The 25,310-nt window shown below is 72.7% G+C and carries 22 protein-coding genes and 1 tRNA gene; 5 read left to right on the plus strand and 18 right to left on the minus strand.

Annotated features, from left to right (window positions below; genetic code table 11):
* Positions 1-10: 10 nt before the first annotated feature.
* From DEI93_RS10245 to DEI93_RS10260, 4 genes are read right to left on the minus strand one after another with little or no spacing between them, the layout of a single operon-like run.
* The gene (locus tag DEI93_RS10245) at positions 11-964 is read right to left on the minus strand and encodes an endo alpha-1,4 polygalactosaminidase (RefSeq protein WP_258372179.1); all 954 of its coding nucleotides are present in this window, start codon (positions 962-964) and stop codon (positions 11-13) included.
* A complete protein-coding gene (locus tag DEI93_RS10250) occupies positions 961-2,298 on the minus strand; it encodes an alpha-amylase family protein (RefSeq protein WP_111119288.1) in 1,338 nt (445 codons plus the stop codon). Before DEI93_RS10250 ends, DEI93_RS10245 begins: the two co-directional genes overlap by 4 nt.
* A gap of 60 nt (positions 2,299-2,358) precedes the next feature.
* Positions 2,359-3,051, minus strand: coding sequence for a response regulator (locus tag DEI93_RS10255; protein ID WP_258372178.1), 693 nt, complete (start codon positions 3,049-3,051; stop codon positions 2,359-2,361).
* The gene (locus tag DEI93_RS10260) at positions 3,044-4,582 is read right to left on the minus strand and encodes a sensor histidine kinase (RefSeq protein WP_111119287.1); all 1,539 of its coding nucleotides are present in this window, start codon (positions 4,580-4,582) and stop codon (positions 3,044-3,046) included. Before DEI93_RS10260 ends, DEI93_RS10255 begins: the two co-directional genes overlap by 8 nt.
* 218 nt (positions 4,583-4,800) lie before the next feature.
* Between DEI93_RS10260 and DEI93_RS10265 the strand changes: the two genes are divergently transcribed.
* Positions 4,801-5,055, plus strand: a complete 255-nt coding sequence (locus DEI93_RS10265) for an SHOCT domain-containing protein (protein WP_220037850.1) — start codon at positions 4,801-4,803, stop codon at positions 5,053-5,055.
* A gap of 46 nt (positions 5,056-5,101) precedes the next feature.
* On the opposite strand, the gene DEI93_RS10270 is transcribed toward DEI93_RS10265, so the two are convergent.
* The gene (locus tag DEI93_RS10270) at positions 5,102-5,575 is read right to left on the minus strand and encodes a MarR family winged helix-turn-helix transcriptional regulator (protein ID WP_146244360.1); all 474 of its coding nucleotides are present in this window, start codon (positions 5,573-5,575) and stop codon (positions 5,102-5,104) included.
* A 178-nt stretch (positions 5,576-5,753) separates the two neighbouring features.
* Positions 5,754-5,829: transfer RNA gene (locus DEI93_RS10275), tRNA-Lys, on the minus strand.
* Between the two features lie 99 nt (positions 5,830-5,928).
* On the opposite strand from DEI93_RS10275, the gene bcp reads away from it, so the two are divergent.
* Positions 5,929-6,399, plus strand: coding sequence for a thioredoxin-dependent thiol peroxidase (gene bcp, locus DEI93_RS10280; protein ID WP_111009565.1), 471 nt, complete (start codon positions 5,929-5,931; stop codon positions 6,397-6,399).
* A gap of 10 nt (positions 6,400-6,409) precedes the next feature.
* Here bcp and DEI93_RS10285 read toward each other — a convergent pair whose 3' ends face one another.
* The gene (locus DEI93_RS10285) at positions 6,410-6,784 is read right to left on the minus strand and encodes a hypothetical protein (RefSeq protein ID WP_111009564.1); all 375 of its coding nucleotides are present in this window, start codon (positions 6,782-6,784) and stop codon (positions 6,410-6,412) included.
* 304 nt (positions 6,785-7,088) lie between these two features.
* Between DEI93_RS10285 and DEI93_RS10290 the strand changes: the two genes are divergently transcribed.
* On the plus strand, positions 7,089-7,337 hold the full coding sequence (locus DEI93_RS10290) for a WhiB family transcriptional regulator (RefSeq protein WP_066515941.1): 249 nt from the start codon (positions 7,089-7,091) through the stop codon (positions 7,335-7,337).
* Between the two features lie 135 nt (positions 7,338-7,472).
* Here the strand turns inward: DEI93_RS10290 and DEI93_RS10295 are convergent, their stop codons facing one another.
* Positions 7,473-8,966: a sensor histidine kinase gene (locus tag DEI93_RS10295; RefSeq protein ID WP_111009563.1), complete on the minus strand. Its 1,494-nt coding sequence runs from the start codon at positions 8,964-8,966 to the stop codon at positions 7,473-7,475.
* 139 nt (positions 8,967-9,105) lie between these two features.
* Between DEI93_RS10295 and DEI93_RS10300 the strand changes: the two genes are divergently transcribed.
* Positions 9,106-9,699, plus strand: a complete 594-nt coding sequence (locus tag DEI93_RS10300; protein ID WP_220037849.1) for an Rv3235 family protein — start codon at positions 9,106-9,108, stop codon at positions 9,697-9,699.
* Positions 9,700-9,839: 140 nt separating this feature from the next.
* Here the strand turns inward: DEI93_RS10300 and secA are convergent, their stop codons facing one another.
* The 8 genes from secA to DEI93_RS10340 form a co-directional block, all read right to left on the minus strand.
* Positions 9,840-12,653: a preprotein translocase subunit SecA gene (gene secA / locus DEI93_RS10305; protein WP_111009562.1), complete on the minus strand. Its 2,814-nt coding sequence runs from the start codon at positions 12,651-12,653 to the stop codon at positions 9,840-9,842.
* A 223-nt stretch (positions 12,654-12,876) separates the two neighbouring features.
* Positions 12,877-13,578, minus strand: a complete 702-nt coding sequence (gene hpf, locus DEI93_RS10310; protein ID WP_111013447.1) for a ribosome hibernation-promoting factor, HPF/YfiA family — start codon at positions 13,576-13,578, stop codon at positions 12,877-12,879.
* A 90-nt stretch (positions 13,579-13,668) separates the two neighbouring features.
* Positions 13,669-14,361, minus strand: a complete 693-nt coding sequence (locus tag DEI93_RS10315) for a ComF family protein (RefSeq protein WP_111013448.1) — start codon at positions 14,359-14,361, stop codon at positions 13,669-13,671.
* Between the two features lie 101 nt (positions 14,362-14,462).
* Complete coding sequence (locus tag DEI93_RS10320) at positions 14,463-16,133, minus strand: LpqB family beta-propeller domain-containing protein (protein WP_111119286.1); 1,671 nt, start codon at positions 16,131-16,133, stop codon at positions 14,463-14,465.
* Entirely contained in the window at positions 16,130-17,782 is a 1,653-nt protein-coding gene (mtrB, locus tag DEI93_RS10325; protein WP_111036638.1) for an MtrAB system histidine kinase MtrB, read from the minus strand. The genes DEI93_RS10320 and mtrB overlap by 4 nt, the downstream gene beginning before the upstream one ends.
* 72 nt (positions 17,783-17,854) lie before the next feature.
* Entirely contained in the window at positions 17,855-18,532 is a 678-nt protein-coding gene (gene mtrA, locus DEI93_RS10330; protein WP_111009558.1) for an MtrAB system response regulator MtrA, read from the minus strand.
* Positions 18,533-18,665: 133 nt separating this feature from the next.
* Positions 18,666-20,144 (minus strand): adenosylhomocysteinase, encoded by a 1,479-nt coding sequence (ahcY, locus tag DEI93_RS10335; protein WP_111119319.1) that lies wholly within the window; start codon positions 20,142-20,144, stop codon positions 18,666-18,668.
* Between the two features lie 105 nt (positions 20,145-20,249).
* Entirely contained in the window at positions 20,250-20,459 is a 210-nt protein-coding gene (locus DEI93_RS10340; protein WP_111009557.1) for a DUF3499 family protein, read from the minus strand.
* A 42-nt stretch (positions 20,460-20,501) separates the two neighbouring features.
* Between DEI93_RS10340 and DEI93_RS10345 the strand changes: the two genes are divergently transcribed.
* The gene (locus DEI93_RS10345; protein WP_111009556.1) at positions 20,502-20,954 is read left to right on the plus strand and encodes a metallopeptidase family protein; all 453 of its coding nucleotides are present in this window, start codon (positions 20,502-20,504) and stop codon (positions 20,952-20,954) included.
* Positions 20,955-20,968: 14 nt separating this feature from the next.
* On the opposite strand, the gene DEI93_RS10350 is transcribed toward DEI93_RS10345, so the two are convergent.
* Entirely contained in the window at positions 20,969-22,384 is a 1,416-nt protein-coding gene (locus DEI93_RS10350; RefSeq protein WP_111049239.1) for a DUF5719 family protein, read from the minus strand.
* Positions 22,381-25,215 (minus strand): glycosyltransferase family 2 protein, encoded by a 2,835-nt coding sequence (locus tag DEI93_RS10355; protein WP_146244359.1) that lies wholly within the window; start codon positions 25,213-25,215, stop codon positions 22,381-22,383. Before DEI93_RS10355 ends, DEI93_RS10350 begins: the two co-directional genes overlap by 4 nt.
* Between the last annotated feature and the right edge of the window lie 95 nt (positions 25,216-25,310).

Genomic DNA, 25,310 nt, shown 5'->3' on the forward strand with positions numbered 1-25,310 from the left:
GACGATGCTCTCACGAGCCGGCGACGAGGCAGCGCCGGTACCGGTACGCCGCGTGCGAGGGCGTGACGAGGTCACGATCGCGGAGGATCGTCATGCGCGGCCGCGACGCGGAACGGCAGGCGGCGGCGAACGTCGTGCGGAGCGCGTCGCTGTACTCGACGTCGATCACCCGTCCGCCGTACACGCGGGCGTACGCACGGCACTCGTCGTAGCGCACGCACTCCTCGGCGACGGCGAAGTCGAAGCCCGCGACGTCCCGCCCTCGCGTGCCGAGGCCCGGCGCGTTCTTCTGCCCCGCGGCGAGGCCGTCCCGGTGCGCCACGTCGACCAGGAGCGCGGCGGTGGCGAGGGCGTCAGCGCGGCTGAGGCGCCCGCGCGAGCGCGTCCACGAGTCGAGGTTGTCGAACTCGACGGCGTCGAACCCACGACGTGCACAGCGGTCCACGGTGCGGGACAGGACCCGGACGACGTCTCGACGGTGCGCCGCGGTCCCGGTGTCCAGGAGGACCTCGTCCGGCCACCCGGGATCGCTGACCGGTTTCCCCGATGCGGTCCGGAGGAGGTCCCTCGGGTGCTCGCGCCGCCACCACGCGGTGTCCTGGGGCTGGGTCTGGAACCCGTTGACGTAACAGATCCCGTACGTGCCCGGTGCCGGATGCGCGGTGCTGTCCCGTTCGACGATCGTGACGCTGGCGGGCGGACGGTACGCGCCGCCGAGCTGGTAGTCCGGGCGCCCGCGGGTCGGGAACGGCCGGACCGGCGGGGACGAACGCGTCGCGGTGGATGCGGGCGCCGCGACGGCGGGCCTCCCGACACCGAGCCTCCCGACACCGAGCCTCCCGATGGCGGCCGACGCGGGTCGGTCCGCCGGCACGGCGGACGCCACGGGCGGGGCGACCACCCAGCCGGCCACGACGAGCACGGCGGCCATGCAGGCCCGCCCGAAGACGCGACGAGCGGTCACCCGCCGAGCACCGCCCAACCGGAGGCCGCCAGTCGGACGCGACCGTGGTCGACCTCGCCCGCGCCCGCCTCGATCGTGGTCGACCCGGCCGCGGGCAGCGACACCGCCTCGTCGCCGATGTTGAGCGCGGTGACGACCGCGTCCGTGCCGATCGCCGTCCGGAGCACGATCGCCGTGTTCTCGAGGTGCACGACGTCCGTGTGCGCGCGGTGCAACCACGGGTGGCGACGCCGCACGGCGACGAGCGCCTGGTGCGTGCGGAAGGCGTCCCGGCCCTCCGGATCGAGGTCGGCCGGAGCCGGTGGCACGGGTGGGAACGCCGGGCGCACGGCGTCGTCGCCGCCGACCCGGGCCTCCTTGACGCCGCGGAAGGCGTACTCGTCGCCCGCGTACACGCTCGGCACGCCGGCCACCGTGAACAGGACCGCGAGGGCGTGCGGCAGGTGCCGCGGACCGACCGCGGACGTGATGCGCGTCACGTCGTGGTTGCCGACGAACGTGCTCGGGACGAACGTCGACAGGAGCGCGTCGTGCCGGCGGATCGCGTGTGCGAGCTCGTGGCAGTTGCCGTCCGCGATGCCGTGCCAGATGCCCTGCCACAGCTCGTACTGGGTGACCGAGTCCATGGTCGAGGCCCGCACGACGGCAGCGGCGTCACCGTGGATCACCTCACCTGAGAACCAAGCGTCCGGGTGCCGCTCTCGCACGCGGGGCAACACCGCCGCCCAGAACGCGGGCGGCACGGCGTACGCGGCGTCGAGGCGCCAGCCGTCCACGCCGCGGTCGAGCCAGTGGGTCATGACGTCGACGACCAGGTCGACGGTCGCCGAGGAGCCGTGGTCGAGGGCGACGAGTTGGTCGTGGCCCTCGAACACGTCCGCGTCGACGCGGTCACCGGGACGCCACCCGTCCCAGCGCACGCGGAACAGTCCGGCGGTCGGGGCCGCGGGTCCGTCCTCCTCGAGCGCTCGGAACGCCGGATGCTCGCGCCCCACGTGGTTGAACACCCCGTCGAGCAGCACCCGGACGCCGCGGTCGTGCGCCGTGGCGACGAGACGGAGGAGGTCGTCCTCGTCCCCGAGCCGCGGGTCCACCCGGAAGTGGTCGAGCGTGTCGTAGCCGTGCGTCGACGACGCGAACACCGGTCCCAGCGCGATGCCGTTCAGCCCGAGGTCGACGACGTGGTCGAGCCACGCCTCGAGTCGACCGAGCCGGTGCTCGACCGGTCGATCCCGTGCCGACGGCGTGGGGGCATCCGGCGGACGGATGTCGGCACCGACGAACCCCAGCGGGTACACGTGCCACCAGAGGGCGTGCTCCACCCAGGACGTCATCGACCACCTCCGGTTCGTCGGCCTGGTCGACCCTACCGATCCGCGCTGGGGGCCACGCGGTCAGGAGCCGGACCAGCCGGGTGCGACGAGGCCCGTCTCGTAGGCGAACACGACGAGCTGCGCCCGGTCCCGTGCGCCGAGCTTCACCATCGCCCGGCTCACGTGTGACTTCGTCGTCGCAGGGCTGATGAACAGGCGTTGTGCGATCTCGCTGTTCGACAGTCCCCCGGCGACCCACCGCATGACCTCGCGCTCCCGATCGGTCAAGCGGTCGAGTGCAGGGGTCAGTTCCGCCGGGGTGGCGTGCGTGGCGAAGGCGGCGACGAGGGACCGGGTCGCCCCCGGCGAGAGCAACGAGTCACCCGCGACCACCGTCCGGATCGCGCGGAGGAGCTCGGCCGGCTCGGTGTCCTTGACCAGGAACCCGGCCGCTCCGCCCCGGATCGCCTCGAACACGAAGGCGTCCTCCTCGAAGGTCGTGAGGACCACGACGCGCACGTCACGGAGCGCCGGGTCGGCACCGATGCGCCGCGTTGCCACGAGTCCGTCGACGCGGGGCATCCGGATGTCCATGAGCACGACGTCGGGATGGTGTTCCACGGCAGCACGCACGGCGTCCTCGCCGTCGGCGGCCTCGGCGACGACGGTCATGTCGGGCTCGGACTCGACGAGCGCCCGCAGTCCGGCGCGGACGAGTGCCTGGTCGTCCGCGATCACCAACCGGAGCGGTGCCGCCTCGCTGGCGTCAACCACGGTGTGCCTCCTGTCCTCGCTCGAGGGCAGCGGTCCGTCGGTCCGTGATGTCCGTGCCCGTGGTCGTGGTCGTGGTCGTGCCGGTGGTCGGGGTCGGGGTCTGGGTCGTGCCGGTGGTCGGGAGCCGCGCGTGCACCCGCCATCCGCCACCGGTGACCGGGCCGGCTTCGAGCACGCCGCCGACCGCAGCCACCCGCTCCCGCATGCCGATGATGCCGTTGCCCGACGGACCGAGGCCGGCCTGGGCGCGGTCGAGGGTGTCCTGCGGGGCGTCCAACGAGGCCGACGCGGAGGACGCGGCCGACGCGGAGGACGCGGCCGACGCGGAGGACGCGGCCGACGCGGAGGACGCGGCCGACGCGGCCGACGCGGCCGTGTCCGGCGGCTCAGCAGGGCCCCTCCGCACGCGCGCGTCGGGCAGGTCCTCCACGGTGACGTCGAGGACTTCCGCAGACGTGCCGACGACCACCGCGACACGATTCCACGGCGCGTGCTTCATGACGTTCGTCACCGACTCCTGCACGATGCGGAACGCCGTCCGATCCACGATGCGGTCGACGGCGCCGAGGTCGCCGTCGACGTCGAGCGTGACGTCGAGTCCGGCCGCCTCTGCGCGCAGGACGAGATCCCGGAGTCGATCGAGGCCGGGCACCGGGGACCGTTCGGGCACCACGACGCCCCCGTCCCCGGTCGCCGCACCCGCGCCGCCGCTGTTCGTTCCCGCGTCGGGATCGTCCACCCTCCGGAGGACCCCGAGCACCGCGCGGAGCTCCACGAGGGCCTCGTGGCTGGCGTCGCGGATGCTCGTCAACGCGGCCCGGGTCGGGTCCGGCAGGTCGGCGCCGAGGTGCAGCGCCACCCCGGCTTGCAGGTTGATCAGCGACATGTTGTGCGCCACCGAGTCGTGCAGCTCGCGAGCGATGCGGACGCGTTCGTCCTCGGCGCGCCGCCGGACCGCTTCCGCGCGTGCGCGGCGGGCCTCGGCCGCCCGGAGCACGCGGACGCGAGCGAGCTCGCTGAGCGCGATCGTGAGCCCACCCCACGCGAGCATGACGGTGGCCGTCCCCCAGGGCAGGACGGACGAACGCCCGGTCGCGAGGTCCACCCACGGGAGCGCGAACGCGCCGATCGCCACCGCCGCGGCCGCGGAACGGCGACGACCCGACAGCCACGCGTTCACCGCCGCCATGGTGAGGGCCGCCACGAAGGGACCCCGCGGGCTCACGAGGACCGCGTAGCCGAGGGTCGTCGCCAGCGTCACGCCGAGGACGACGACCGGCCAACGCCACCGGAACGGCAGGACGACCACCGCAGCGACGAGCATCGCGATCGCGAGCGGACCGGGTGCCGCCACGACGGCCTCCCCCGCTCCCGGCCCCCACGGCGGTCCCGGATGAGCGGGCACGGTGCCGGGCGTCGGCCCGGTCCAGCGCGACAGGACGAGGGTGCCGACGAGTTGCAGTGCCGCGACCGGGAGCACCCTGCCGACGCGCGCGAACCGCCGCCGCCCGGTCTCGGTGGGTCTCCTCATGCCCGGAAGCCTAGGTGCCGACCGGGCCGCCGTCGTCCGCCCGGGGAGGTGTCCGTGGACTCCTCCCTCCGGCGTGATGCGTGTGGAGGAACGACCTCGGGTACTGCCGTCGGGAGCACGTCCAGGAGCGTCCCCCGAGCGGACGACAGGACGACCGCGGAGCAGGAGCCTGGACCGGTCGCACCAGCGACGCCCAGCCACCGACCGAGGAGGTCACCATGACACCCGCACTCACCACCGCACTCGCCGCCGCACCGTCCTGGCACGGCGGCCCACCCGTGGCCCCGTTCGCCGTGTTCCCCGTCGTGTTCCTCGCGACCCTCGTCGTGCTCGCCCTCGTGTTCGGGGTCCTCCGCCGCGGGCCGTGGCGCGCTCGCTCCGACGCCCGGGCCGTCCTCGCGGACCGGTTCGCGCGCGGCGAGATCGACGCGACGGAGTACCGGGCGCGGTCGTCCGAGCTCGACCGACGTTGACGCCGCGGCACCGTGACGCACGCCGCGGTCGCCGCCGGTCCCGGGACTACGTCCCGTCTCCGCCCGCGGCGGCCGCGTCGGACACGACGCCCTGCGCCTGCTCGAGCAGCCCGGTCGCGAGGTCGTTCAGCACGAGGTACAGCCCGGCCCGGTGCTCGGCGTCGACGGCCCGCATGACCCCCTCGTAGCGGCGCCGGATCTGCGCGACGACGGCCTGACCCGCGGGTTCGAGCGTCAGCAGGGACCCGCGCCGGTCGGCCGGGTTCGGGATCCGCTTGATGAACCCGCCCGCCACGAGTCGGTCGAGCATGCTCGTGACCGCACCGGAGGTCAGCTCGAGGAACCCGGCGACCTCGGTCGGCGTGGACCGGGCCGTGTCGTCGATGAGCACGAGCGCCCGCAGCGCGTTCTCGTGCACGCCCGCGAGGAGGCTCAGCTGCCGCATGAGGGCGGCGTTCGCCCGCTGTACGGAGGCGAACGCCGCGATGAGGTCGGACACGTCCTCGTCCGCTGTTCCCACCCGTCACCCCCTGCTCCCGCCCGGAGGTACGCACGCTACACCGAGTCCAGGTCGTCCTCGGCGCGACCCGCGAGCGCCGCGGTTGCCGGACGACGCCCCCGATCGAGGGGGACGACGGCCGCGCCTGGCAACGACGAAGCCCCGGACCTGCGGCTGATGCCGGGAGGTCCGGGGCTGGTGGTGCGCCCCCTGGGACTTGAACCCAGAACCCACTGATTAAGAGTCAGTTGCTCTGCCAATTGAGCTAGAGGCGCGTGCCGTCGCGGCTCGCCGCAACGGAGAACAACAATAGCATGGGTCTCGGCCGCCACGGACCACGGGGCGCCGCCACCACGTCGCGCAAGGAGCACAGGATGACCGAACGTCTCGCCGCCGGGGCCGACGCCCCCGACTTCACCCTGCCGGACGAGCACGGCACGCCGACGAGCCTGCGCGACCTGCGGGGCCGCAAGGTCATCGTGTACTTCTACCCGGCCGCGTCGACGCCCGGATGCACGACCGAGGCCTGCGACTTCCGCGACAACATGAACTCCCTGCAGGGCGCCGGCTACACGGTGCTCGGCATCAGCAAGGACGACCTCCCCGCGCTGCAGCGGTTCAAGGACGAGCAGGCCCTGACCTTCCCGCTCCTGAGCGACCCGGACCTGACGGTCCACCGCGCGTACGGCGCGTACGGCGAGAAGAACCTCTACGGCAAGGTCACGACGGGCACGATCCGCTCGACGATCGTCGTCGACGAGGACGGCCGCGTGCAGCTACCGCTCTACAACGTGAAGGCGACGGGGCACGTGGCCGCGCTGCGGAAGAAGCTCGGCCTGGACTGAGTCCCTGCCCTCAGCGCTCGAGGTCGCGGCGGGCGAGCACCGCCGTCGTCGCCGGTGCGAAGACGAGCACCAGGGCGAGCAGCGCTGGCAGGAGCAGCACCCACCCGATCGCCGGGACCCGGAACACGCCCTGGAACGCACCGACGGCGAGGGCGATCTGGAGGAACTGCCAGACGACGACCCCGCTCCGCACCCAGGAGCGGGCGCGGGCCAGTCCGAGCACCATCGCTCCCAGCCAGATCGCGGCGACGGCGGCGAGGACGATGAGCGCCAGACCGTTCACGACCGAGTCCGGCGGGGCGACCACGAGGTCGACGACGAGCACCACCGTGAGCACCGCCACGGCGAGGAACTCGAGCCCCACGACGACCGCGAGACCGAGCACGGTCGGCGTCCGGAATGCCGCGCGATCAGGTGATTCCCGATCAGCGGCACCCTCGGGGCGCTCCGGGCGTGGGGCATCCGACACAGCGTTCCTCCAGCTCTCGACCCTTGATTTGGCCATATCAGTATGGAACGATGTTCGAGGTCGATGGAACGCCACGATGACGTGTGCGCCTCCCGCAGAGTCTTTCTCTCCCCCACAGAGAATCCCCCCGCAGTGCTGCAGCCCAGCTGGCCCACGCCTGCACTTGATTCGCCACGGCCGTTCGTCGTGCGATTCGAAGCTATTTAAGGAGCATCAACACATGGATTGGCGTGACAAGGCCGCCTGCCTCACCGCGGACCCCGAGCTCTTCTTCCCGGTCGGGAACACCGGCCCGGCCGTCGACCAGATCGAGAAGGCGAAGTCGGTGTGCGCTCGGTGCACCGTCACCGAGACCTGTCTGCAGTACGCGCTCGAGACCTCGCAGGACTCGGGCGTCTGGGGCGGTCTGAGCGAGGACGAGCGTCGCGCGCTCAAGCGCCGCGCTGCCCGCGCACGTCGCGCCTCCTGACCGAGCGCACCCGTTCCGACGCCGACGGCGCCCGGTCCCCCAGGGGACCGGGCGCCGTCGTCGTTCCACCCCACGTCGTCCTGCCGCGCCCGTCGTCCCTCGACTCGGACCCCGCGCGATCCCGAGGCCGAAGCCCTACGACTGCTCCGACCACCGGAAGGGGATGCCGATGGTGACCTCGGTACCGCTGCCGACCAAGGTGTGCCAGTCGATCGTGCCGCCGAGTTCGCCCTGGATCAGGGTCCGCACGATCTGCGTGCCGAGTCCCGCACCGACCTTGCCCTCGGGGAGTCCGCGCCCGTTGTCGCGCACCTGCACCTCGAGGTGGTCCTCGAACCGGTCGGCCACGATCTCGACCTCGCCGTCACGGCCGTCGAGCCCGTGCTCCACCGCGTTCGTCACGAGTTCCGTGAGGCCGAGCGCCAACGGCGTCGCCGCTTCGCTCGGGAGCACACCGAACTCGCCCGTCTTCTTGGGGCGCACGGTCGTGTTGTGACTCGCCGCGACCTCGGTCACGAGCATGAGCACGCGGTCGAACACGTCGTCGAAGTCCACGTTCTGACTGAGACCGGTCGAGAGCGTGTCGTGGACGACCGCGATGGCGGCGACCCGACGCATCGCCTGCTGCAGGGCCTCCCGGGCCTCCTCCGAATGCGTGCGACGCGCCTGGATGCGGAGGAGCGACGCGACCGTCTGCAGGTTGTTCTTGACGCGGTGGTGGATCTCGCGGATCGTCGCGTCCTTCGTGATGAGCTCGCGCTCCTGGTGCCGCTGCTCGGTGACGTCACGGCAGAGCACGATCGCCCCGATGCGCTCCCCGTGGTCGCGCAGGGGGATCGCGCGGAGCGTCACGGTCACGCCCTTCGCCTCGATGTCGGTGCGCCACGGAGCGCGACCGGTCACGACGAGCGGCAGGGACTCGTCCACGACGAGTTGATTCCCGAGCAGCCCGGTCGTCACCTCGGCCAGGGAGAGCCCTTCGAGCTCGCCCTCGAAGCCCATCCGGTTGAAGGCACTGAGGCCGTTCGGGCTCGCGAAGGTGACGACGCCCCCGACGTCGAGTCGCAGGAGTCCGTCGGAGGCACGAGGAGCGCCCCGACGCGGACCGGTCGGTGCGCCGATGTCCGGGAAGTCCCCCGTGGCGATCATGCCGAACAGGTCGTTCGCGCTCGAGTTGAACGTCAGCTCCTGGCGGCTCGGCGTGCGCTGCTCGTTGACGTTCGAGTGGCGTGTGACGACGGCGATGGGCGCCTCCGTCGTCTGGGCGCTCGTGGCGGACAACCGACGCAGGACCGGGATCGCGCGCACGCGGGTCGGGGTGTCCTCGTACCAGTCGGGCTCCGCCGAGTCGACGATCTCGCTGCGTTCGAAGCACTGGGTGATCTGGTCGCGCCACTCGTCCCGCACGCCCTGCCCGACGACGTCGCGGTAGAACAGCGTCGCGGCGGACGACGGCCGCGCGTGCGCGACGGCCACGAACGAGCCGTCCTCCGCGGGCACCCACACCACGATGTCGGCGAACGACAGGTCGGCGAGGAGCTGACCGTCGCCCACGAGCAGGTGGAGCCACTCGACGTCCGCGTCGGTGGACCGGCCTTGGGCGAGAACGAGGTCACTGAGGGTCGACACGGAGCAAGTCTAAGTGGCCGCCTCCGGTCCTCCCCGCGACCGTCCCCACCTCGGTCCGGGGATTAAATGTCACATTCCAACGGTCAGTAGCCTGAGGGCGTGGCCGGGGAGGCCGCACCACCGCACCACGAGGGGGCTCATGGACGACCGTGCCGCACAGCGCACCGACGACGGACCGGAGGGACGGGGCACGCGCCGTCAGGGGCGGCACGCCCTGACCGAGCACGGAGCGCAGCCGGCTCCTCCGCTGCCCACGGCGCTCGACGGCGCGGTCCTCCGCCCCACGCCTCCCGGGCACGAGCCGGATCGCTCTGCCGAGCACGCGCCGCGGCGCACCGCCGGGCCGCGCCGGCTCCGCCGCGCCGACGCCGCACCGCAGCCCCCTCGCGCAGCGCTGCCGGACCCCACCCCCGTCGCGCGGGACCTCGCCCGCTGTGTCGTCGAGATCCTCGCCGGCGCCCGTGAACTCGACCAGATCGCGCGGTGGGTGACGGACGACGTGCACCGACACCTCCAGGTCCGCGTCCGGTTGGCGGCCCGCGCGCGGTCGGTACGCCGGACGGCGCCGCGCCGGCCCGTCTTCTCGATCGGTTCGGTGATCGTCCGCGAACCGAGCGACGGTGTCGCCGAGGCCACCGTCATCGTGCATGCACGGGCACGAACTCGTGCGGTCGCGATCCGCCTGGAGGGCCGCGACGGCCGATGGCGCGCGACCGCGGTCAGCGTCCTCTGACCACCGGCGCGGACCGCACCGGAGCGCAGGGCTGACCGGCGCGGACCGCACCGGAGCGCAGGGCTCACCGGCGACGGGTGCGGGAACGCCGAACGGCGACGGCCCGAGGAGGACCGCCGCCGTTCCGGGAACGCTCCCGGTCAGCTCTTCTTGGCCTGCGCCCGACGGTCCGCCCGGTTCGTCGGCGCCGTGTCGCGCTGCCCGAAGGCACCGCGCTGGCCGGACGCCGTCGCCGCAGCACCGAACGACGACCCCCGCTCGGGACCCGGGACCTGCTCGGCCTCGGCGACGGCCTGCTGCCGCTGCGCGAGTGCGGTCGCGGCCTGCTCGAGGCGACCGCTCTGGTCACGGACCTCGACCTCGCCGTCGATCGACGGTGCCGAGTACTCCAGCCCGGCGGCCTCCGAGTCCTCGCCGAGGCCCTTGGCGTCGATGACGGCCGTCTCGCCGTCACGCTGCACCTGGACCTCGAGGTTGAACAGGAACCCGATGGACTCCTCGCGGATCTGGCCCATCATGCTCTGGAACAGGGCGTAGCCCTCGCGCTGGTACTCGACGAGGGGGTCGCGCTGAGCCATCGCGCGGAGACCGATGCCGTCCTTGAGGTAGTCCATCTCGTAGAGGTGGTCGCGCCAGCGTCGGTCGATCACCGACAGGACGACGCGGCGCTCGAGTTCGCGCATGGCCTCGTCGCCGAGGGCCTCCTCGCGCTTCTGGTACGCGAGCTTGGCGTCCGACAGGATCTCGCGGCCGAGGAAGTCGCGCGATGCCTTGCCCCGCGATCCGGCCTCGGTGATGACCTCGTCGATGGTGATCGACACGGGGTAGAGCGTCCCGAGCTCGGTCCACATCGCATCGAGGTCCCAGTCGTCCGGGGAGCCCTCGCCCGTGTGCGAGTCGATGATCTCGTTGACCACGCTCTCGAGGAACTGCTGCGACCGGTCGTGCAGGTCGTCGCCCTCGAGGATGCGGCGCCGGTCGTCGTAGATGGCCTCGCGCTGGCGGTTCAGGACGTCGTCGTACTTCAGCACGTTCTTGCGGATCTCGGCGTTCCGGGCCTCGACCTGGGCCTGCGCGGAGCGGATCGCACGACCGACGAGCTTGTTCTCGATCGCGAGGTCGTCCGGGACGTTCGAGCGGCCCATGAGGCTCTCGGCCGCGCCGGAGTTGAACAACCGCATGAGGTCGTCGGTGAGGGACAGGTAGAAGCGGCTCTCGCCGGGGTCGCCCTGTCGACCGGAGCGACCACGCAGCTGGTTGTCGATGCGCCGGGACTCGTGTCGCTCCGTGCCGAGCACGTACAGCCCACCGGCGTCGCGGACCTTCTCGGCCTCGACCTCGACCTCGGCCTTGACGCGGGCGAACACGTCGTCCCACGCGGCCTCGTACTCATCCGGGGTCTCGGTCGGGGACAACCCCTTCGCGTGCATCTCGGCGACGGCGAGGAACTCCGCGTTGCCGCCGAGCATGATGTCCGTACCGCGGCCGGCCATGTTCGTGGCGACCGTGACCGCACCGAGACGACCCGCCTGGGCGACGATCGCGGCCTCGCGCGCGTGGTTCTTCGCGTTGAGCACCTCGTGCTTCACGCCGCGCTTGGCGAGGAGCTTGGACAGGTACTCGCTCTTCTCGACGCTCGTCGTGCCGACGAGGACGGGCTGGCCGTTCTCGTGCCGCTGCTCGATGTCGGCGGCGACCTGTTCGAACTTCGCGGGCTCGTTCTTGTACACGAGGTCCGTCTGGTCGTTGCGCTGCATCGGCCTGTTCGTCGGGATCGGGACGACGCCGAGCTTGTACGTCGACATGAACTCCGCCGCCTCGGTCTCGGCGGTACCGGTCATGCCGGAGAGCTTCTTGTACAGGCGGAAGTAGTTCTGCAGCGTGATGGTGGCGAGGGTCTGGTTCTCCGCCTTGACCTCGACGCCCTCCTTCGCCTCGATCGCCTGGTGGATGCCCTCGTTGTACCGGCGGCCCATGAGGATGCGACCGGTGTGCTCGTCGACGATGAGCACCTCGCCGTTCATGACGACGTAGTCCTTGTCGCGCTTGAACAGGGCGTCGGCCTTGATCGCGTTGTTGAGGAACGAGATGAGCGGGGTGTTGGCCGACTCGTACAGGTTGTCGATGCCGAGGTAGTCCTCGACCTTCTCGATCCCGGGCTCGAGCACGCCGACCGTGCGCTTCTTCTCGTCGACCTCGTAGTCGACGCCGGGACGCAGGCGCGTGGCGATCGTGGCGAACTCGGTGAACCAGCGGTTGGCCTCGCCCGAGGACGGTCCGGAGATGATGAGCGGCGTGCGGGCCTCGTCGATGAGGATCGAGTCGACCTCGTCGACGATGGCGAAGAAGTGCCCGCGCTGCACCATGTCCGACGCCTGCCACGCCATGTTGTCGCGCAGGTAGTCGAAGCCGAACTCGTTGTTCGTGCCGTACGTGATGTCGGCGGCGTACTGCTCGCGACGCTCGGCGGGCTCCTGCCCCGCGAGGATGCAGCCGGTGGTCATGCCGAGCGCGCGGAACACGCGGCCCATGAGCTCGGACTGGTAGCTCGCGAGGAAGTCGTTGACGGTGATGACGTGCACGCCGCGCGAGGCGATGGCGTTGAGGTACGCGGCCGTCGTCGCGACGAGCGTCTTGCCCTCACCGGTCTTCATCTCGGCGATGTTCCCGAGGTGCAGCGCGGCACCGCCCATGAGCTGGACGTCGAAGTGACGGAGCCCGAGCGTGCGCTTCGACGCCTCACGCACCGCGGCGAACGCCTCGGGCAGCAGGTCGTCCAGGGACTCGCCGTTCGCGTACCGCTCGCGCAGCTCACGCGTCTCGTCGCGCAGTTCCTCGTCGCTGAGGGTGGCGAAGTCGTCCTCGAGGTCGTTGATCGCCTCGGCGTAGGCCTTGAGGCGTCGGAGCGTGCGCCCTTCGCCGATGCGGAGGACCTTCTCCAGCACGTTGGTCAATCGAGACTCCTCATGGTGTCGTCTGGCGCTGATCGCTCGGGGCCTCCGGACGGCCGGTCGCGCGCGCCTGATCAGCCAGCCATGCTAGCAACCTCCGCGCCCGCACACCTGGGCAGCGGGCGCTGCCGGAGCCGATGGGTGCGCCCGTTCGCTCGGGGCGGACACGAGGGCCCCGACCGCACCGAGTGGTGCCGAGCGGGGCCCTCGTGGTCGTGCGCGGAGGTCAGACGGTCACGCCAGCGCGTTCGACCGTCGCGGCCTCTTGCTGGACGGGTGCGGCGTCGTCCAGGGCGATGACGCCGTAGTCCCAGCCCTTGCGGCGGTACACGACGCTGGGGCGTTCCGTCTCAGCGTCGATGAAGAGGTAGAAGTCGTGGCCGACGAGCTCCATGTAGTACAGCGCGTCGTCGACGGTCATCGGGGACGACGCGAAGACCTTCGTGCGGATGACGACGGGGTTGTAGGCGTCCTCGTCCGTCGCCTGGGCCTCGTCCGTCACGACGGGCAGGCTGCCGGTCGCGACCGTCTCGATGAGCGTGCCGTCGGCGGGCACGACGTCCATCGTGGCGAACCCGTCACCCGCCGCCTCGGCGACCGAGGTCGGGCGGTGACGGCCCCGGTGGACCTTCTTGCGGTCCTTCGCACGCCGCAACCGTTCGGCGATGCGGGCGAACGCCAGGTCGAACGCCGCGTACTTGTCGGACGCGGTCGACTCGGCGCGGATGAGCGGCCCGGGGCCGATGAGGGTGAGCTCGACGCGGTCGTCGCCGCTCGCCCCGCTGCTCTTCTCGTGGTGTCGACTGACCCGGACCTCGAAGGCCACGGCACGATCGGCGAGCGCGTCGATCTTCGCGGACTTCTCCTCGGCGTAGGCGCGGAAACGGTCGGTGATCCCGACGTTCCGTCCCGTGATCGAGATGTCCATGGCGGCTCCCATCCAGACTCGGCGCGTCGCCTCCTCGTGGCGACTCCAGACGCCTTTCGAGCGAGCGTAGACCCGGGTGCACGCGACGATTCAGGGTCCGGTCCCAGCCTCCGACGGGGAGGACGGCTCCACGCTCGCCGTCGCCACGCACCGCACCACGCGGCCGCCCGCGGCGCGGACCGCCCGGATCGCCTCGGCCATGGTCACCCCGGTCGTCACGACGTCGTCGACGAGCACGACGGCGCGGTCGCGCACGTCCACCGCGCGGAGGGTGCCGACCGTCGCGGTCACCCGGTCCACCGCCGACAGCGACTTCTGGCCGCCGTCGCGCCTGCCGCGGGCCCGCGGGTCCGGCACCCGTCGGAGCACGCGAGCGGTCCGGAAACCACCGCGACGGAGCAGGACGACGACCGGGTCGAATCCCCGCCGCCGACGTCCCGCCCGCGAGGACGGCACCCGGACCACGACCGCGTCGGGCGCCTCGGCGAGCGCCCCCCGGAGTGCCCGCACGGTGGGGCGGGCGAGCGGTCCGACGACGTCGAGCCGTCCGTGCACCTTGAACGCGAGCACGAGGGCCCGGGCCGTCCCCCGGTAGGTGAACGGGGCGTCGAGCCGGACGCCGGCCACGAGCCGGACGCACGACGGGGTCGCGGCGAGGTCCTCGAGACACGCGTGGCACACCGGGCGGTCGTCACGCCCGCACACGACGCACGACACCGGCAGCAGCACGCCGAGCGCCTCGATCGCCGCGTCCCGCCACCGGTCGGCTTCCCGCTCCCCCATGCCTCGATCGTCGCGCCGCGGCCGCGTGACTCGGCGCCGGATCAATCAGTCGGTGGACGGCGGTCCGGACGGGAGCGCCGGGGGAGGACGGGCCTCCCGGCCTACCGCTGCGTGCCGAGGACGGCCGCCGTCACGCCGCTGTCGTCCCAGCCACCGCCGCTCTCGGCGAGCACACGGCCGTCGGTCATGCGCAGGAGCAGCGAGTCGGACGCACCGCCGACGATCGTCGTCGCCGAGCCGGACGGGCGGTTGAGCGTCGTCGAACGCCCGCCGATGGTCGACGACGTCACGGTCGAGCCGGTCGCGGTGGAGCCGAGCGACGCCACCTCGAGGTCGCTCTGCCACGTCGCGTCGACCGGGGTGCCCGCGGCGACCGGCACCCGGACGGGTGCGCCGAGCGCGGTCGGCTGCTTCTGCGAGTTCCGGAGCACGCCCATGACGTACAGGGCGGCACCCTCGTCGGTGTCGATGAGCGCGAGTGCCCGGGTGGCGTCCCGCGACACGCGGAACGCGACGAGTCGGCCGTCGGGCAGGCTCGACGAGATCGGGTGCGCATCGCCCTCGAGCCCGTACGCGACGACCGACCGGGGGTCCGCCGCCTGGGCCGACCACACGAAGCCCTCGTCGTCGATGGACGGCGCGACGAGACCGCTCCGCGTGTCCACCTGCACGGGAGCGCTCGAGCCGGACCGGACGGCGTCCACGCCGTCCGCCGTGCCGACCGCGGCGGAGGTGCCCGCCGCCGTCACCTCGAGTGACGTCGGGTCGAGGCCGCGGATCTTGTCCGCGATGCCGGCGAGTTGGTCGACGGCTCCCGCGGCTGCGTTGCCGACGGCGTTCTTCGCGACGACGAGCGGCCGGGCGTCGACGTCGGGGTCGCGTTCGGCGTTCGTGCCCGTCGAGTCGGGCACGTCGAGGCTCGTGCCCTCGACCGTGATCGTCACGGACGAGATGCTCGCGACCGACGCCAGGCTCGCGGTGAGCTGCTCGCGCATCCGGACCTTCTCGACCGTGGTCGCTTTCAGCGCGTCACTCGTCAGGTCGACCTGGGCGGACCCGCTCTCGATCGTCACGGCGTTGAGGGACAGCTGCGTGCCCTCGGGGAACGCCGTGACGACCGCTCCCTTGAGCCACTCGCTCGGCCCGGCGAGCAGCGCGCTCGCGATCCGCGTGCTCGTCGACGACCGGGCGAGGAACCACCGTTCCTCGGGCACGAGGTAGTGGTACGTCGGGTCGTAGAAGTACAGGGCGTGCGCCTGGAACACCGACTCGAAGCTGACGGGCGACAGGATGATCCCGCCGGGCGCGTAGCTGATCCGCCACTGCCCGTGTTCCTTGCGGAACTGGAACGTCAGCGTCGACGTCGCGTCGCTGTCGGCCTGCGTGTACTCGCCGTCGGCGTCCACCGTGGCCGACACCGTCATCGTGTACGAGAGCCGACGGTCCCCGGTGCGCGCGACGGTGCCGCTCCCCTGGCGGACGGTCACACTCTGCCGCGGGTTCCACCGCTGCGCGAACCCCGTCGTCAGGAACTCCCGTGCCACCGCGTAGTTGTCCTGGGCACCGGTGGCCGCGTCGATGAACTGTCGGAGGACGGTCTCCTGGTCCGAGCCCTTGACCGGCCCGTTCGGGCGGTAGTCGACGCCGGACGGCGCCTGGTCCTCGACGCGGCCGCCCTTCTGCACGGCACCGCCGGTCGGGATCGCGGCGCAGGCGGTGAGCACGACGAGCACGAGCGTCGCGACGAGCGCGGTGAGGACGCGCCGGGTCACCGCTGCGGCCCTCCGTCGCCGTCGGCGGGGACGGCCGGGAGGCGCGGCTCGTCCTCCAGGTCGTCGAGCGCGGGCAACGGGATCACCGACCGCGTCACCGCGTCGCCGGCGCGGCGCGGGAGCGTCAGCACGAACACCGATCCGACCGTCGGCCGCGACCAGACGTCGATCCGCCCGCCGTGCAGGTGTGCGTCCTCGAGGCTGATCGCGAGCCCCAGGCCGGTCCCGCCGATGGTCCGCTGTCGGCTCGGGTCGGCCCGCCAGAACCGGTCGAACACGCGCTCGACGTCCTGCGGGGGCATCCCGACGCCCTGGTCGCGCACGGCGATCGCGACCGTGTCGGCGTCGCTGTCGACCACGACCTGCACCGGCTTGGCCTCGCCGTGCTCGATCGCGTTCCCGACGAGGTTGCGGAGCACGCGCCGGATCCGTCGTCCGTCGGCCTGCACGACGACGTGGCCGCCCGGTGTGGCGACCTGCAGCTCGACTCCGGCCGACTCGGCGAGCGGCCGGAACTCGTCGACGATGTCGGTCGCGAGCGCCGCCGGCACGACCGGCTCCGTCTCGAGCTGCACCGCCTGGGCGTCGTACCGCGAGATCTCGAGCAGGTCCGCCAGCAGCAACTCGAACCGGTCGATCTGGGTGTGCAGGAGCTCGCTCGACCGGGCCACCGCTGGTTCGAACGCGTGTCGGGCGTCGAACAGGACGTCGCCCGCGAGCCGGATGGTCGTCAGGGGCGTGCGGAGCTCGTGGGACACGTCCGACACGAACCGCTGCTGCACGCGGGACAGCTCGGCGAGCTGGGTGATCTGCCGGCTCATCACGTCGGCCATGCCGTTGAAGCTCGTGGCGAGGATCGCGATGTCGTCCTCGCCCCGCACGGGGATGCGTTCGTCGAGTCGGCCGGCGGCGATCTTGCGGCTCGTCTCGGCCGCGACGCGCACCGGGCCGACGACGAGGCGGACGACGAGCGACGTGACGAGCGCGATGAGCACGACGAGCGCCACGCCGCCGACGGACAGCGTCTGCGACACGAAGTCCAGCGTCTTCTGCGCGTCGCTGAGGTCGTAGACGAGGTACAGCTCGTACTGCCCGGCGCTCGGGATCTGGAGCGTCGACCCGACCGCGAGCCCCGGTTCCCGTCGTCCGCCGTCCTCGAGCGCGACCGCCTGCAGCCGGAGCGCACCGGAGTCCTTCGCGACGGCCTTCCGCAACTCGGGCGTGATCACCGAGTCCGGGAAGTCGGGGCTGGCGATGTTCTGCAGCGTCTGCGTGGTGGACTGCCCCGGGGTGCGGAGGATGGCGATGCTCGTGCCGCCGGGGCTCGTCGTGGTGGTCAGGATCGAGGTCTGCGCCTCGTTCTGCAGCGTCTCGAGCTCGACCTGGTTGTTGTCCTCGGCGGCGGTGGCGGCGTCGAAGATGTTCTGCGCGAGGACCGTCGCACGTTCCGACTCGGCCTCGATCTGGTCCCGCCGTTGGGCGTAGACGTTGTTCGTGATGCTCAGGGTGATCGCGGTGCCGATGACGCTGACCGCGAGCCCGGTCGTCAGGACCGTGATGGCGACCGCGCGGAACAACAGGGACCGTCGCCAGAGGAACGCGACGGCGCGCCACCCCCGCCGGATCCATCGCCGGGTGCGCCGCCACACCTGCCGGACGGTGACCGCCCCGGGGGACGCGACGGATGTCGGCGTCGCGCGGGCCGCGGGCCTGGCCAACGGCTAGCCCTGCGAGCCCGCCCGGTAGCCGACGCCGCGCACGGTGGTGACGATGCGCGGGTTGTCCGGGTCGTGCTCGATCTTGGCGCGCAGCCGCTGCACGTGGACGTTGACCAGTCGCGTGTCCGCCTTGTAGTGGTACCCCCACACCTGCTCGAGCAGCATCTCGCGCGTGAACACCTGGTTCGGCTTCTCGGCGAGGGCGCGCAGCAGGTCGAACTCGAGCGGGGTGAGTGCGATCGGGGTGCGGCCGCGGCGGACCTCGTGCCCGGGGACGTCGACCGTGAGGTCCCCGACGGTGAGGACGGCCGCGTCGCTCGCCACCGGGCGCAGGCGCGTGCGGATGCGCGCGACGAGCTCCTTCGGGTTGAACGGCTTGACCACGTAGTCGTCGGCACCGTTCTCGAGGCCGGACACGACGTCGGCGGTGTCGCCCTTGGCGGTGAGCATGATGATCGGCGTGCCGCTCTCGGCACGGATCCGGCGACAGACCTCGATCCCGTCGACACCCGGCAGCATGACGTCGAGCAGCACGAGGTCCGGTCGCGTGCTCTGGAAGGCCTCGAGCGCGTCGGTGCCGTCCTCGCTGAACTCGAGCTCGAACCCCTCGGACCGGAGGACGATCCCGATCATCTCGGCGAGCGCCTGGTCGTCGTCGACGACGAGGATGCGCGGGCTCATGGTCCCCCTCAGGATCGGTGGTGCCGGGCGTTGCGACGCGCCCGTGCTGCCACCATAACCGAGGGACCCGGTCACGACGGCCGGGCGCGGCGGGGCGGCGGCCCGCGGGGATCGCCGCCGCGCCGCCCGGACGTCAGTAGCGGTAGTGCTCGGGCTTGTAGGGGCCCTCGACCGGCACGCCGATGTAGTCGGCCTGTCGGGCGTCCAGCGTGGTCAGCTCGACGCCGAGCGCGTCCAGGTGCAGTCGTGCGACCTTCTCGTCGAGGTGCTTCGGCAGCACGTACACGTCGGTCGGGTACGCCTCGGGTCGGGTCCAGAGCTCGATCTGCGCCAGCACCTGGTTCGTGAACGAGTTGCTCATGACGAACGAGGGGTGGCCGGTCGCGTTGCCGAGGTTCATGAGCCGCCCCTCGCTGAGGACGAGGACGCTCCGGCCGTTCGGCAGGCGCCACTCGTGCACCTGGGGCTTGATCTCGATCCGCTCCGCCCCCTCGAGCCGCTCCAGTCCGGCCATGTCGATCTCGTTGTCGAAGTGGCCCACGTTCGCGACGATCGCCAGGTGCTTCAGCCCGAGCATGTCGTCGACCGTCACGACGTCCACGTTGCCCGTGCAGGTCACGACGATGTCGACCTGGTCGAGGACGGACTCGAGCCGGGCGACCTGGAAGCCGTCCATGGCCGCCTGGAGCGCGCAGATGGGGTCGACCTCGGAGACGATGACGCGGGCACCCTGTCCGCGGAGCGCCTCGGCCGCGCCCTTGCCGACGTCGCCGTAGCCGACGACGAACGCGACCTTGCCGCCGATGAGGACGTCGGTGGCCCGGTTGAGGCCGTCCGGCAGCGAGTGCCGGATGCCGTAGCGGTTGTCGAACTTCGACTTCGTCACGGAGTCGTTGACGTTGATGGCCGGGAACCGGAGGACGCCGGCGCGCGCGAGCTCGTACAGACGGTGCACGCCCGTCGTGGTCTCCTCGGTCACCCCGCGCAGCTCGGCCGCGATCCGGGTCCACCGGTCGGGCGAGGTCGCGAGCGACTCGGCGATCGTGCGGAGGACGACGAGACGCTCGGCCGCGGCGTCGGACGCCGGTTCGGGGACGGCTCCGGCGAACTCGGCGTCCGCACCCTCGTGCACGAGCATCGTGGCGTCGCCGCCGTCGTCGAGGATCATGTTCGGCCCGATCCAGTCGGCGCCCTCGGCCGCGGCCTCGGCCGACCAGTCGAAGATCCGGTTCGTGCACCACCAGTACTCGTCGAGGGTCTCGCCCTTCCAGGCGAACACCGGGACACCGGCGGGGGCGTCCGGGGTGCCCGTGGGGCCGACCGCGACCGCCGCGGCCGCCTCGTCCTGCGTCGAGAAGATGTTGCAGCTCGCCCAGCGCACGCGGGCACCGAGCGCGACGAGGGTCTCGATGAGCACGGCCGTCTGCACGGTCATGTGGAGCGATCCCGCGATCCGCGCACCCGCGAGCGGCTGCGACGCACCGAACTCCTCGCGCAGTGCCATGAGGCCGGGCATCTCGTGCTCGGCGAGGCGGATCTGGTGTCGGCCGGCCTCGGCGAGCGTCAGGTCGGCGACGCGGTGGGGCAGCGCGGTCTGCATGTCGGTGGGCATGACCACCAGTCTCCCACCCTCCGGCCGGGAGGCACGTGGCGGGCTCGCACCGCGCCTCCCGGCCGGCGGGCGGTGGCGACCGCCGGGCGACGGACCCGGCCGTCGTCAGTCGCGCCCGAGGGGCGCACGGCGCACCACCTGCCACCCCCGTGGGACCGAGAGGCGTTCGGCGTGCCGGCCGCAGAGGTCGTACCCGTGCGGCTCGACCCGGATCGACAGCGGTCCCACGACGACCATGGAGTCGGCGTAGTCGTACGTCAGGGTCGCCACGGCCCCCGCCCCGCAGGCGACCTTGCTGCAGATCCGCACGTCCATCTCCCGCCCAACCTACCGGGCACCCGGCAGTACCATGGCCGCATGGTCCGCCGACGCCCTCTCGTGACGCCCGTCGACCGGGCCCGCGGTCGCTCGCGGCACGGCCGGGGCGGACGCTCGTCGGTCACCGGACCCGACCTCGCGCCCGTGGTCACCCGGGCCGAGGCGTTCGACCGCATCGTCGGCGACACGGCGCACTACCTGGTCGAGCTGTGGCCCGACGAACTGCGCGGCGTCGTGTTCCAGGTGGCGGACATGCCGTCGACGGCGACCGCACCCGACCCGGCGGACCGCACGGTGCCACGCTGGCGCATCGACCGACGGCCGGACCGCGTGACGATCTACCGGATCCCGGTCGAGCGGCTGACGCACCTGCCCGAGAAGGACGACGTCGACCGCCGGATCGTCGTCGAGACCGCGGTGTTCCGGGCGGTCGCGGAGCTCCTCGACAAGGACCCCTGGGACCTCGCCCCGGACCGGTACCGGCACCTCTGACCCCGTCCCGCCGATCAGGGGTAGACGGTGATCGGCGTCGACGCGGTGGCACCCGGGCGCAGCGGGAACCCGGCGATCCCGGCGTCGCCCGCGTAGGACACTCCCGCGACCAGCCCACGGACACCGCGGAGCGTGAGCGCGGTGCTCGTCGGCACCGTCGTGTCCGCCGTCGTCCCCGCGGCGACCGTGACGGTCGTGCGCTCCCCGCCCGCCGCCATGGTCACCGTGGCGTCGGAGGTCGTGGGGTTGACGAGCGTGAGTCGGGCGCCGGGACCGTCGACGACGTCGACGAGGGTGGTGCCCGTGAGCGTCGGCGCGGACGCGAACCACCCGAGGTCGGTCCGGCCGTCGGTCGTCGGCGTGCTCGTCCGGGCCCCGGCGACGATCGGCACGTCCGCGGTGACCGTCACCGTGTACCGGCCGTCGGTGAAGTCGTCGAGGGGCACGTCCGTCACGACGCCGCCGTCCGCCGTGGCCTGGACCGTGGTCCCACCGCCGTCCGCGGTCGTCAGGGCCATGGTCAGGTGCGCACTCGCGTCACCCGGCACGAACACGCGGACCACCGGTGCTGCGTCGGCGGTGTCGTCGCCGTGCTGCGCGCCGTCCGTGTCGCGGAGCACGACCCCGGGGATCGTCTGCGTCCGGGACGGTGTCGCCGCCGCCTGCACGACGTCGGCCCCACCCGGGGTGAGGGTCCGCACGATGCTCTCCTGCATGGTGGCGACGATCTGACCGCCGGAGGACGTCACGTGCACGACCGGCGACGCCGCGTCGGAGACGAACCCCGCCAGCGGCACGACCTTCTGCGTGTTCGGTGCGACGACGATGCCGGTGGTGCCGGGCGCCGACACCTTGCCCGTCGTCGTGAAGACGTCGAGGTCCACGGTCGCGTTGACGTCGGTGGGGTTCGCCAGGGTGACGATGCTCGTCCGACCCGTCTCGGTGGAGCCGCCGACGAGCCAGGTCGACGTCGACGGGTCGTCGCACGAGGCGGCGGCGAGGCCCGCGACCTCGTCACCGTCGGCCTCCTGGATGCCGCTCCCGGCGACGGTCGGGGTGGTGCGCCCGGCGCGTGCCGTGACGACCGTCGGGTCCGAGCCACCGCTGCTCGCGGCGGCCAGGGTCGACCGGTGCACCTGTCCCGTGGTCGACGCCGCGGCGACGGTCTCGTGGCCGATCCGGGAGGCCGTGGTCGCGTCCGCACCGGACGCGTCGGCCAGCTGGAGGAGTCCGCCCGCGCACACCCGGGAGGCGTCCGCGGGGACGGGGGTCACGGTCCGCCCGGCGGGTCGCGCCGTGATGCCGGTGAGGTCCGCGGCGTGCGCCGCGCCGATGGTGCCCGCAGCGACGAGCACGGCGACGAGCGCGGCGCTCCCCCGGACCGCCCATCGCCGTCCGTTCCGCTGACCGTTCGTGGGCTGCTGGGTCATTCGCGCTCCTCGTCGAAGGTGGTCGCGGGTTCGTCGGCCTCGATCACGTGCGACACCGCCCGCCGCCGACGCGGCCCCGTGGGGATCGCGAGGAGTGCGGTGGCACCGAACACGACGCCGAGGACGACGAGGAACAGCGCGTGGGCGGCGGACGCCGCGGCGGTGCCCGTGGCGGGCCGGTCGACGCGGCCGTCGTAGGTCCACAGGACGCCGGTGCCGGTCGCGCCGATGCTCGTGAACCGGGCGTCCTGGCCGATGGAACCGGCGGCGCGGTCGTGCAGTGCCTCGGCGGCTCGGGAGTCGGGTCCGTCCGCGAGCAGGACGAACCGCACGCCGAGCCGGCGGAGGTCCTCGCGCGGGTCGAAGCCACTCCGGCTGGCGAGGTTCGCCGCGAGCGTCGTCAGGCGCCGGTCGTCCGGACTGAGGCGGTGGGCGGTGGCCTGGACCGTCGACTGGTCGTCGAGCGTCGCCCCCTGCCCACGCTCCAGGGACACCCCGAGCGTGCCGTCGCGCTGCGGGGTCAGGACGAGCGTGCCGACGTCGGGGTTCGTCCGTGCCTCCGCGTTGACGTAGGCGCTGATCACGCGCCCCGTGGTCGGGCTGATCGCCGCCGTGCCGAGGTACAGACCCGCGAACACCGGCGCGACCGTCACGCCCGTGAGCACCGCGGCGACGAGTCCCAGACCGGGCGCGAGTCGCGGCAGCGTGTCGAGCCCGACCACCGCGGCGACGACGAGCGCGAACCAGGACACGCTGAGACCGCTGCCGGGCCACACGATGGTCGTGGTGGACCCGACGCCGGACAGCGCGAGGTGCGTGGCGCCGAAGGCCGTGAGGTACCCGACGAGCGCGAACCCGAGCGCGACCGCGGCGAGGTGCCAGCGTCGGCCGAGCAGCGCACCGATGGCGGTCGCGCCGACCGGGAGTGCGAGCACCGCGAGCGCGATCGGGAGGACCGTGGTGGCGAACCCGGCGGCGTGCGACGCCGTCGTCCACCCGTTCCAGTCCGGGAGCGGGGACCCGATCGCCAGCTGGAGCGCCGACGGCGCCCGGGTGGCGTCGGGCACGCCGGGGTCGGCGAGGACGCCGAGCGGCGTTCCCGCGCGGAGCTGCGTGATCACGAGGGGGGCGAACAGCACGACCGCGGGCAGCGGGATCGCGATGCGCCGGAGGAGGTGCCGCCAGCCGAAGGCGAGGGACGCCAGCCACGTCAGCACGAGCACCGGGATGAGCGACGGGGCGCTCGCGAGCACGGCTGCGAACAGCAGCGCGGCGCCCGCCGACGACGCCCACGACCGATGGGCGCCGAGGAGGGTGAGGAGCAGCCACGGCAGGAGCACGTGCGCGATCACCGCGCCGACATGTCCGCTCATCACGGCCGTCACGAGCGACGGCGAGAGCGCGTACAGCGTCGCACCGACGACCGGCACCCAGACCCGCGTCGTGAGCCGGCGCGACGCGAACCACCCGCCGAGGGCCGACAACGGCACCGCGAGCAGCATGACGAGCACGATCGACGTGGACGGTGACCAGAACGTGAGCGTGCCGAGCACCGCGAGCACCGCCGCGAACGGGTCACTCGGCCCCGTGAACCCGGTGCCGATCGTGTGCCATCCGTACCCGACGTTCTGCCAGAGCCGACCGACCGTCGTGCTGAGCGGCAGCAGCCCCCCACCCGTCAGCGCGGGTGCCCCGAGCAGCGGGCCGAGCAGCACCGCCGTGACGACCGCGGCGGCGAGGACGGTCCACAAGCCGCCGTCGCCGAGGAACGACGCGCGGGGCACGGCGGCGTCCTCGACCCGGGCGAGCTCGAGGTCGCGCGCGGTGACCCGGTGCTCCCGGACGCGGCCCAGACTCACGCGGAGCGGCTCGACGGCGGCCCAGCCGACCCGGCGGTTCCGCGCGAGGGTCCGACGTGCCCGTCCCACGCCACCGCCGAAGGCCACGGCGACGGCGGCACCGATCTCGGCACCGACGGCACCGGGGTGCTTCGCGACGAGGCGCCCGACGCTCCGGACGATCGCGAGCGGCACGAGCGACAGCCAGTGGAGCCAGAGGACCGCGGCCGGTGCGTACACGAGACGCCGGTGCAGCTGGGCCTGCCGCCGGAAACCGAGGCGACGGGTCTCGGACACCGACCGTCGTCCGAAGTCCTCGGGGCCGCCGGCGCTCGTCACCCGGGCCTCGGGCACGACGCTGACGCGGTGGCCGGCGAGCCGCGCCCGGACGCAGAAGTCGAGCGCGGCGTCGACGTGCGGCAGTCCCGGGTCGAAGCCGCCGAGCACGGTCCAGACGGAACGGCGGACGAGCATCCCGGCGACACCGACGCCGAGCACGTCCGCGTGCGCGTCGTGCTGTCCCTGGTCGAGCTCGTCGGCGACGAGGACCGTCGACCGTCCGAAGCGGGTCATGCTCTCGCCGAACTCCCGGATGCGCGTGGGCTCCTGGGCGACCATGACCTTCGGCCCGGCGACCGCGACGGACGGCGCGATCTCGACCGCGGCGAGGAGCTCGGCGAGCGCGGTCGGCGCGGGGGCGTTGTCGTGCCCGATGAGCCACAGCCACTCGTCGACGGACTCGTCGGGTGCGGCGTGCGGTGCGACGCGCTCCCCCTGGGCCACTGCCTCCCCGAACGGCCGACCGGCCGGGATCCGTGCGAGCTGCGCGGACCCGCCGAACGAGAGCTCGTCGGTCGACCCGTCGGTGGACCCGACGTCGACGACGACGAGGGCTTCCGGGGGGCGGGTCTGGGCGGCGAGCGCGTCCAGGGTCCTGTCGAGGAACTCCGCGCCGTTGGCGCAGACGAGGATCGCGGTGACTCTGGGCTGCATGACGCCGGTCACTCTACGTCCGGTCCGGAGCGGCTCCCGGGAGGCGCGGCGCGCGTTTCGGAGACCGCTCCCGCCGAAGCGGATCCGGTGCCGAC

It is taken from the genome of Curtobacterium sp. MCBD17_035 (assembly GCF_003234815.2).
In the GTDB taxonomy this organism is placed as follows: Bacteria; Actinomycetota; Actinomycetes; order Actinomycetales; family Microbacteriaceae; genus Curtobacterium.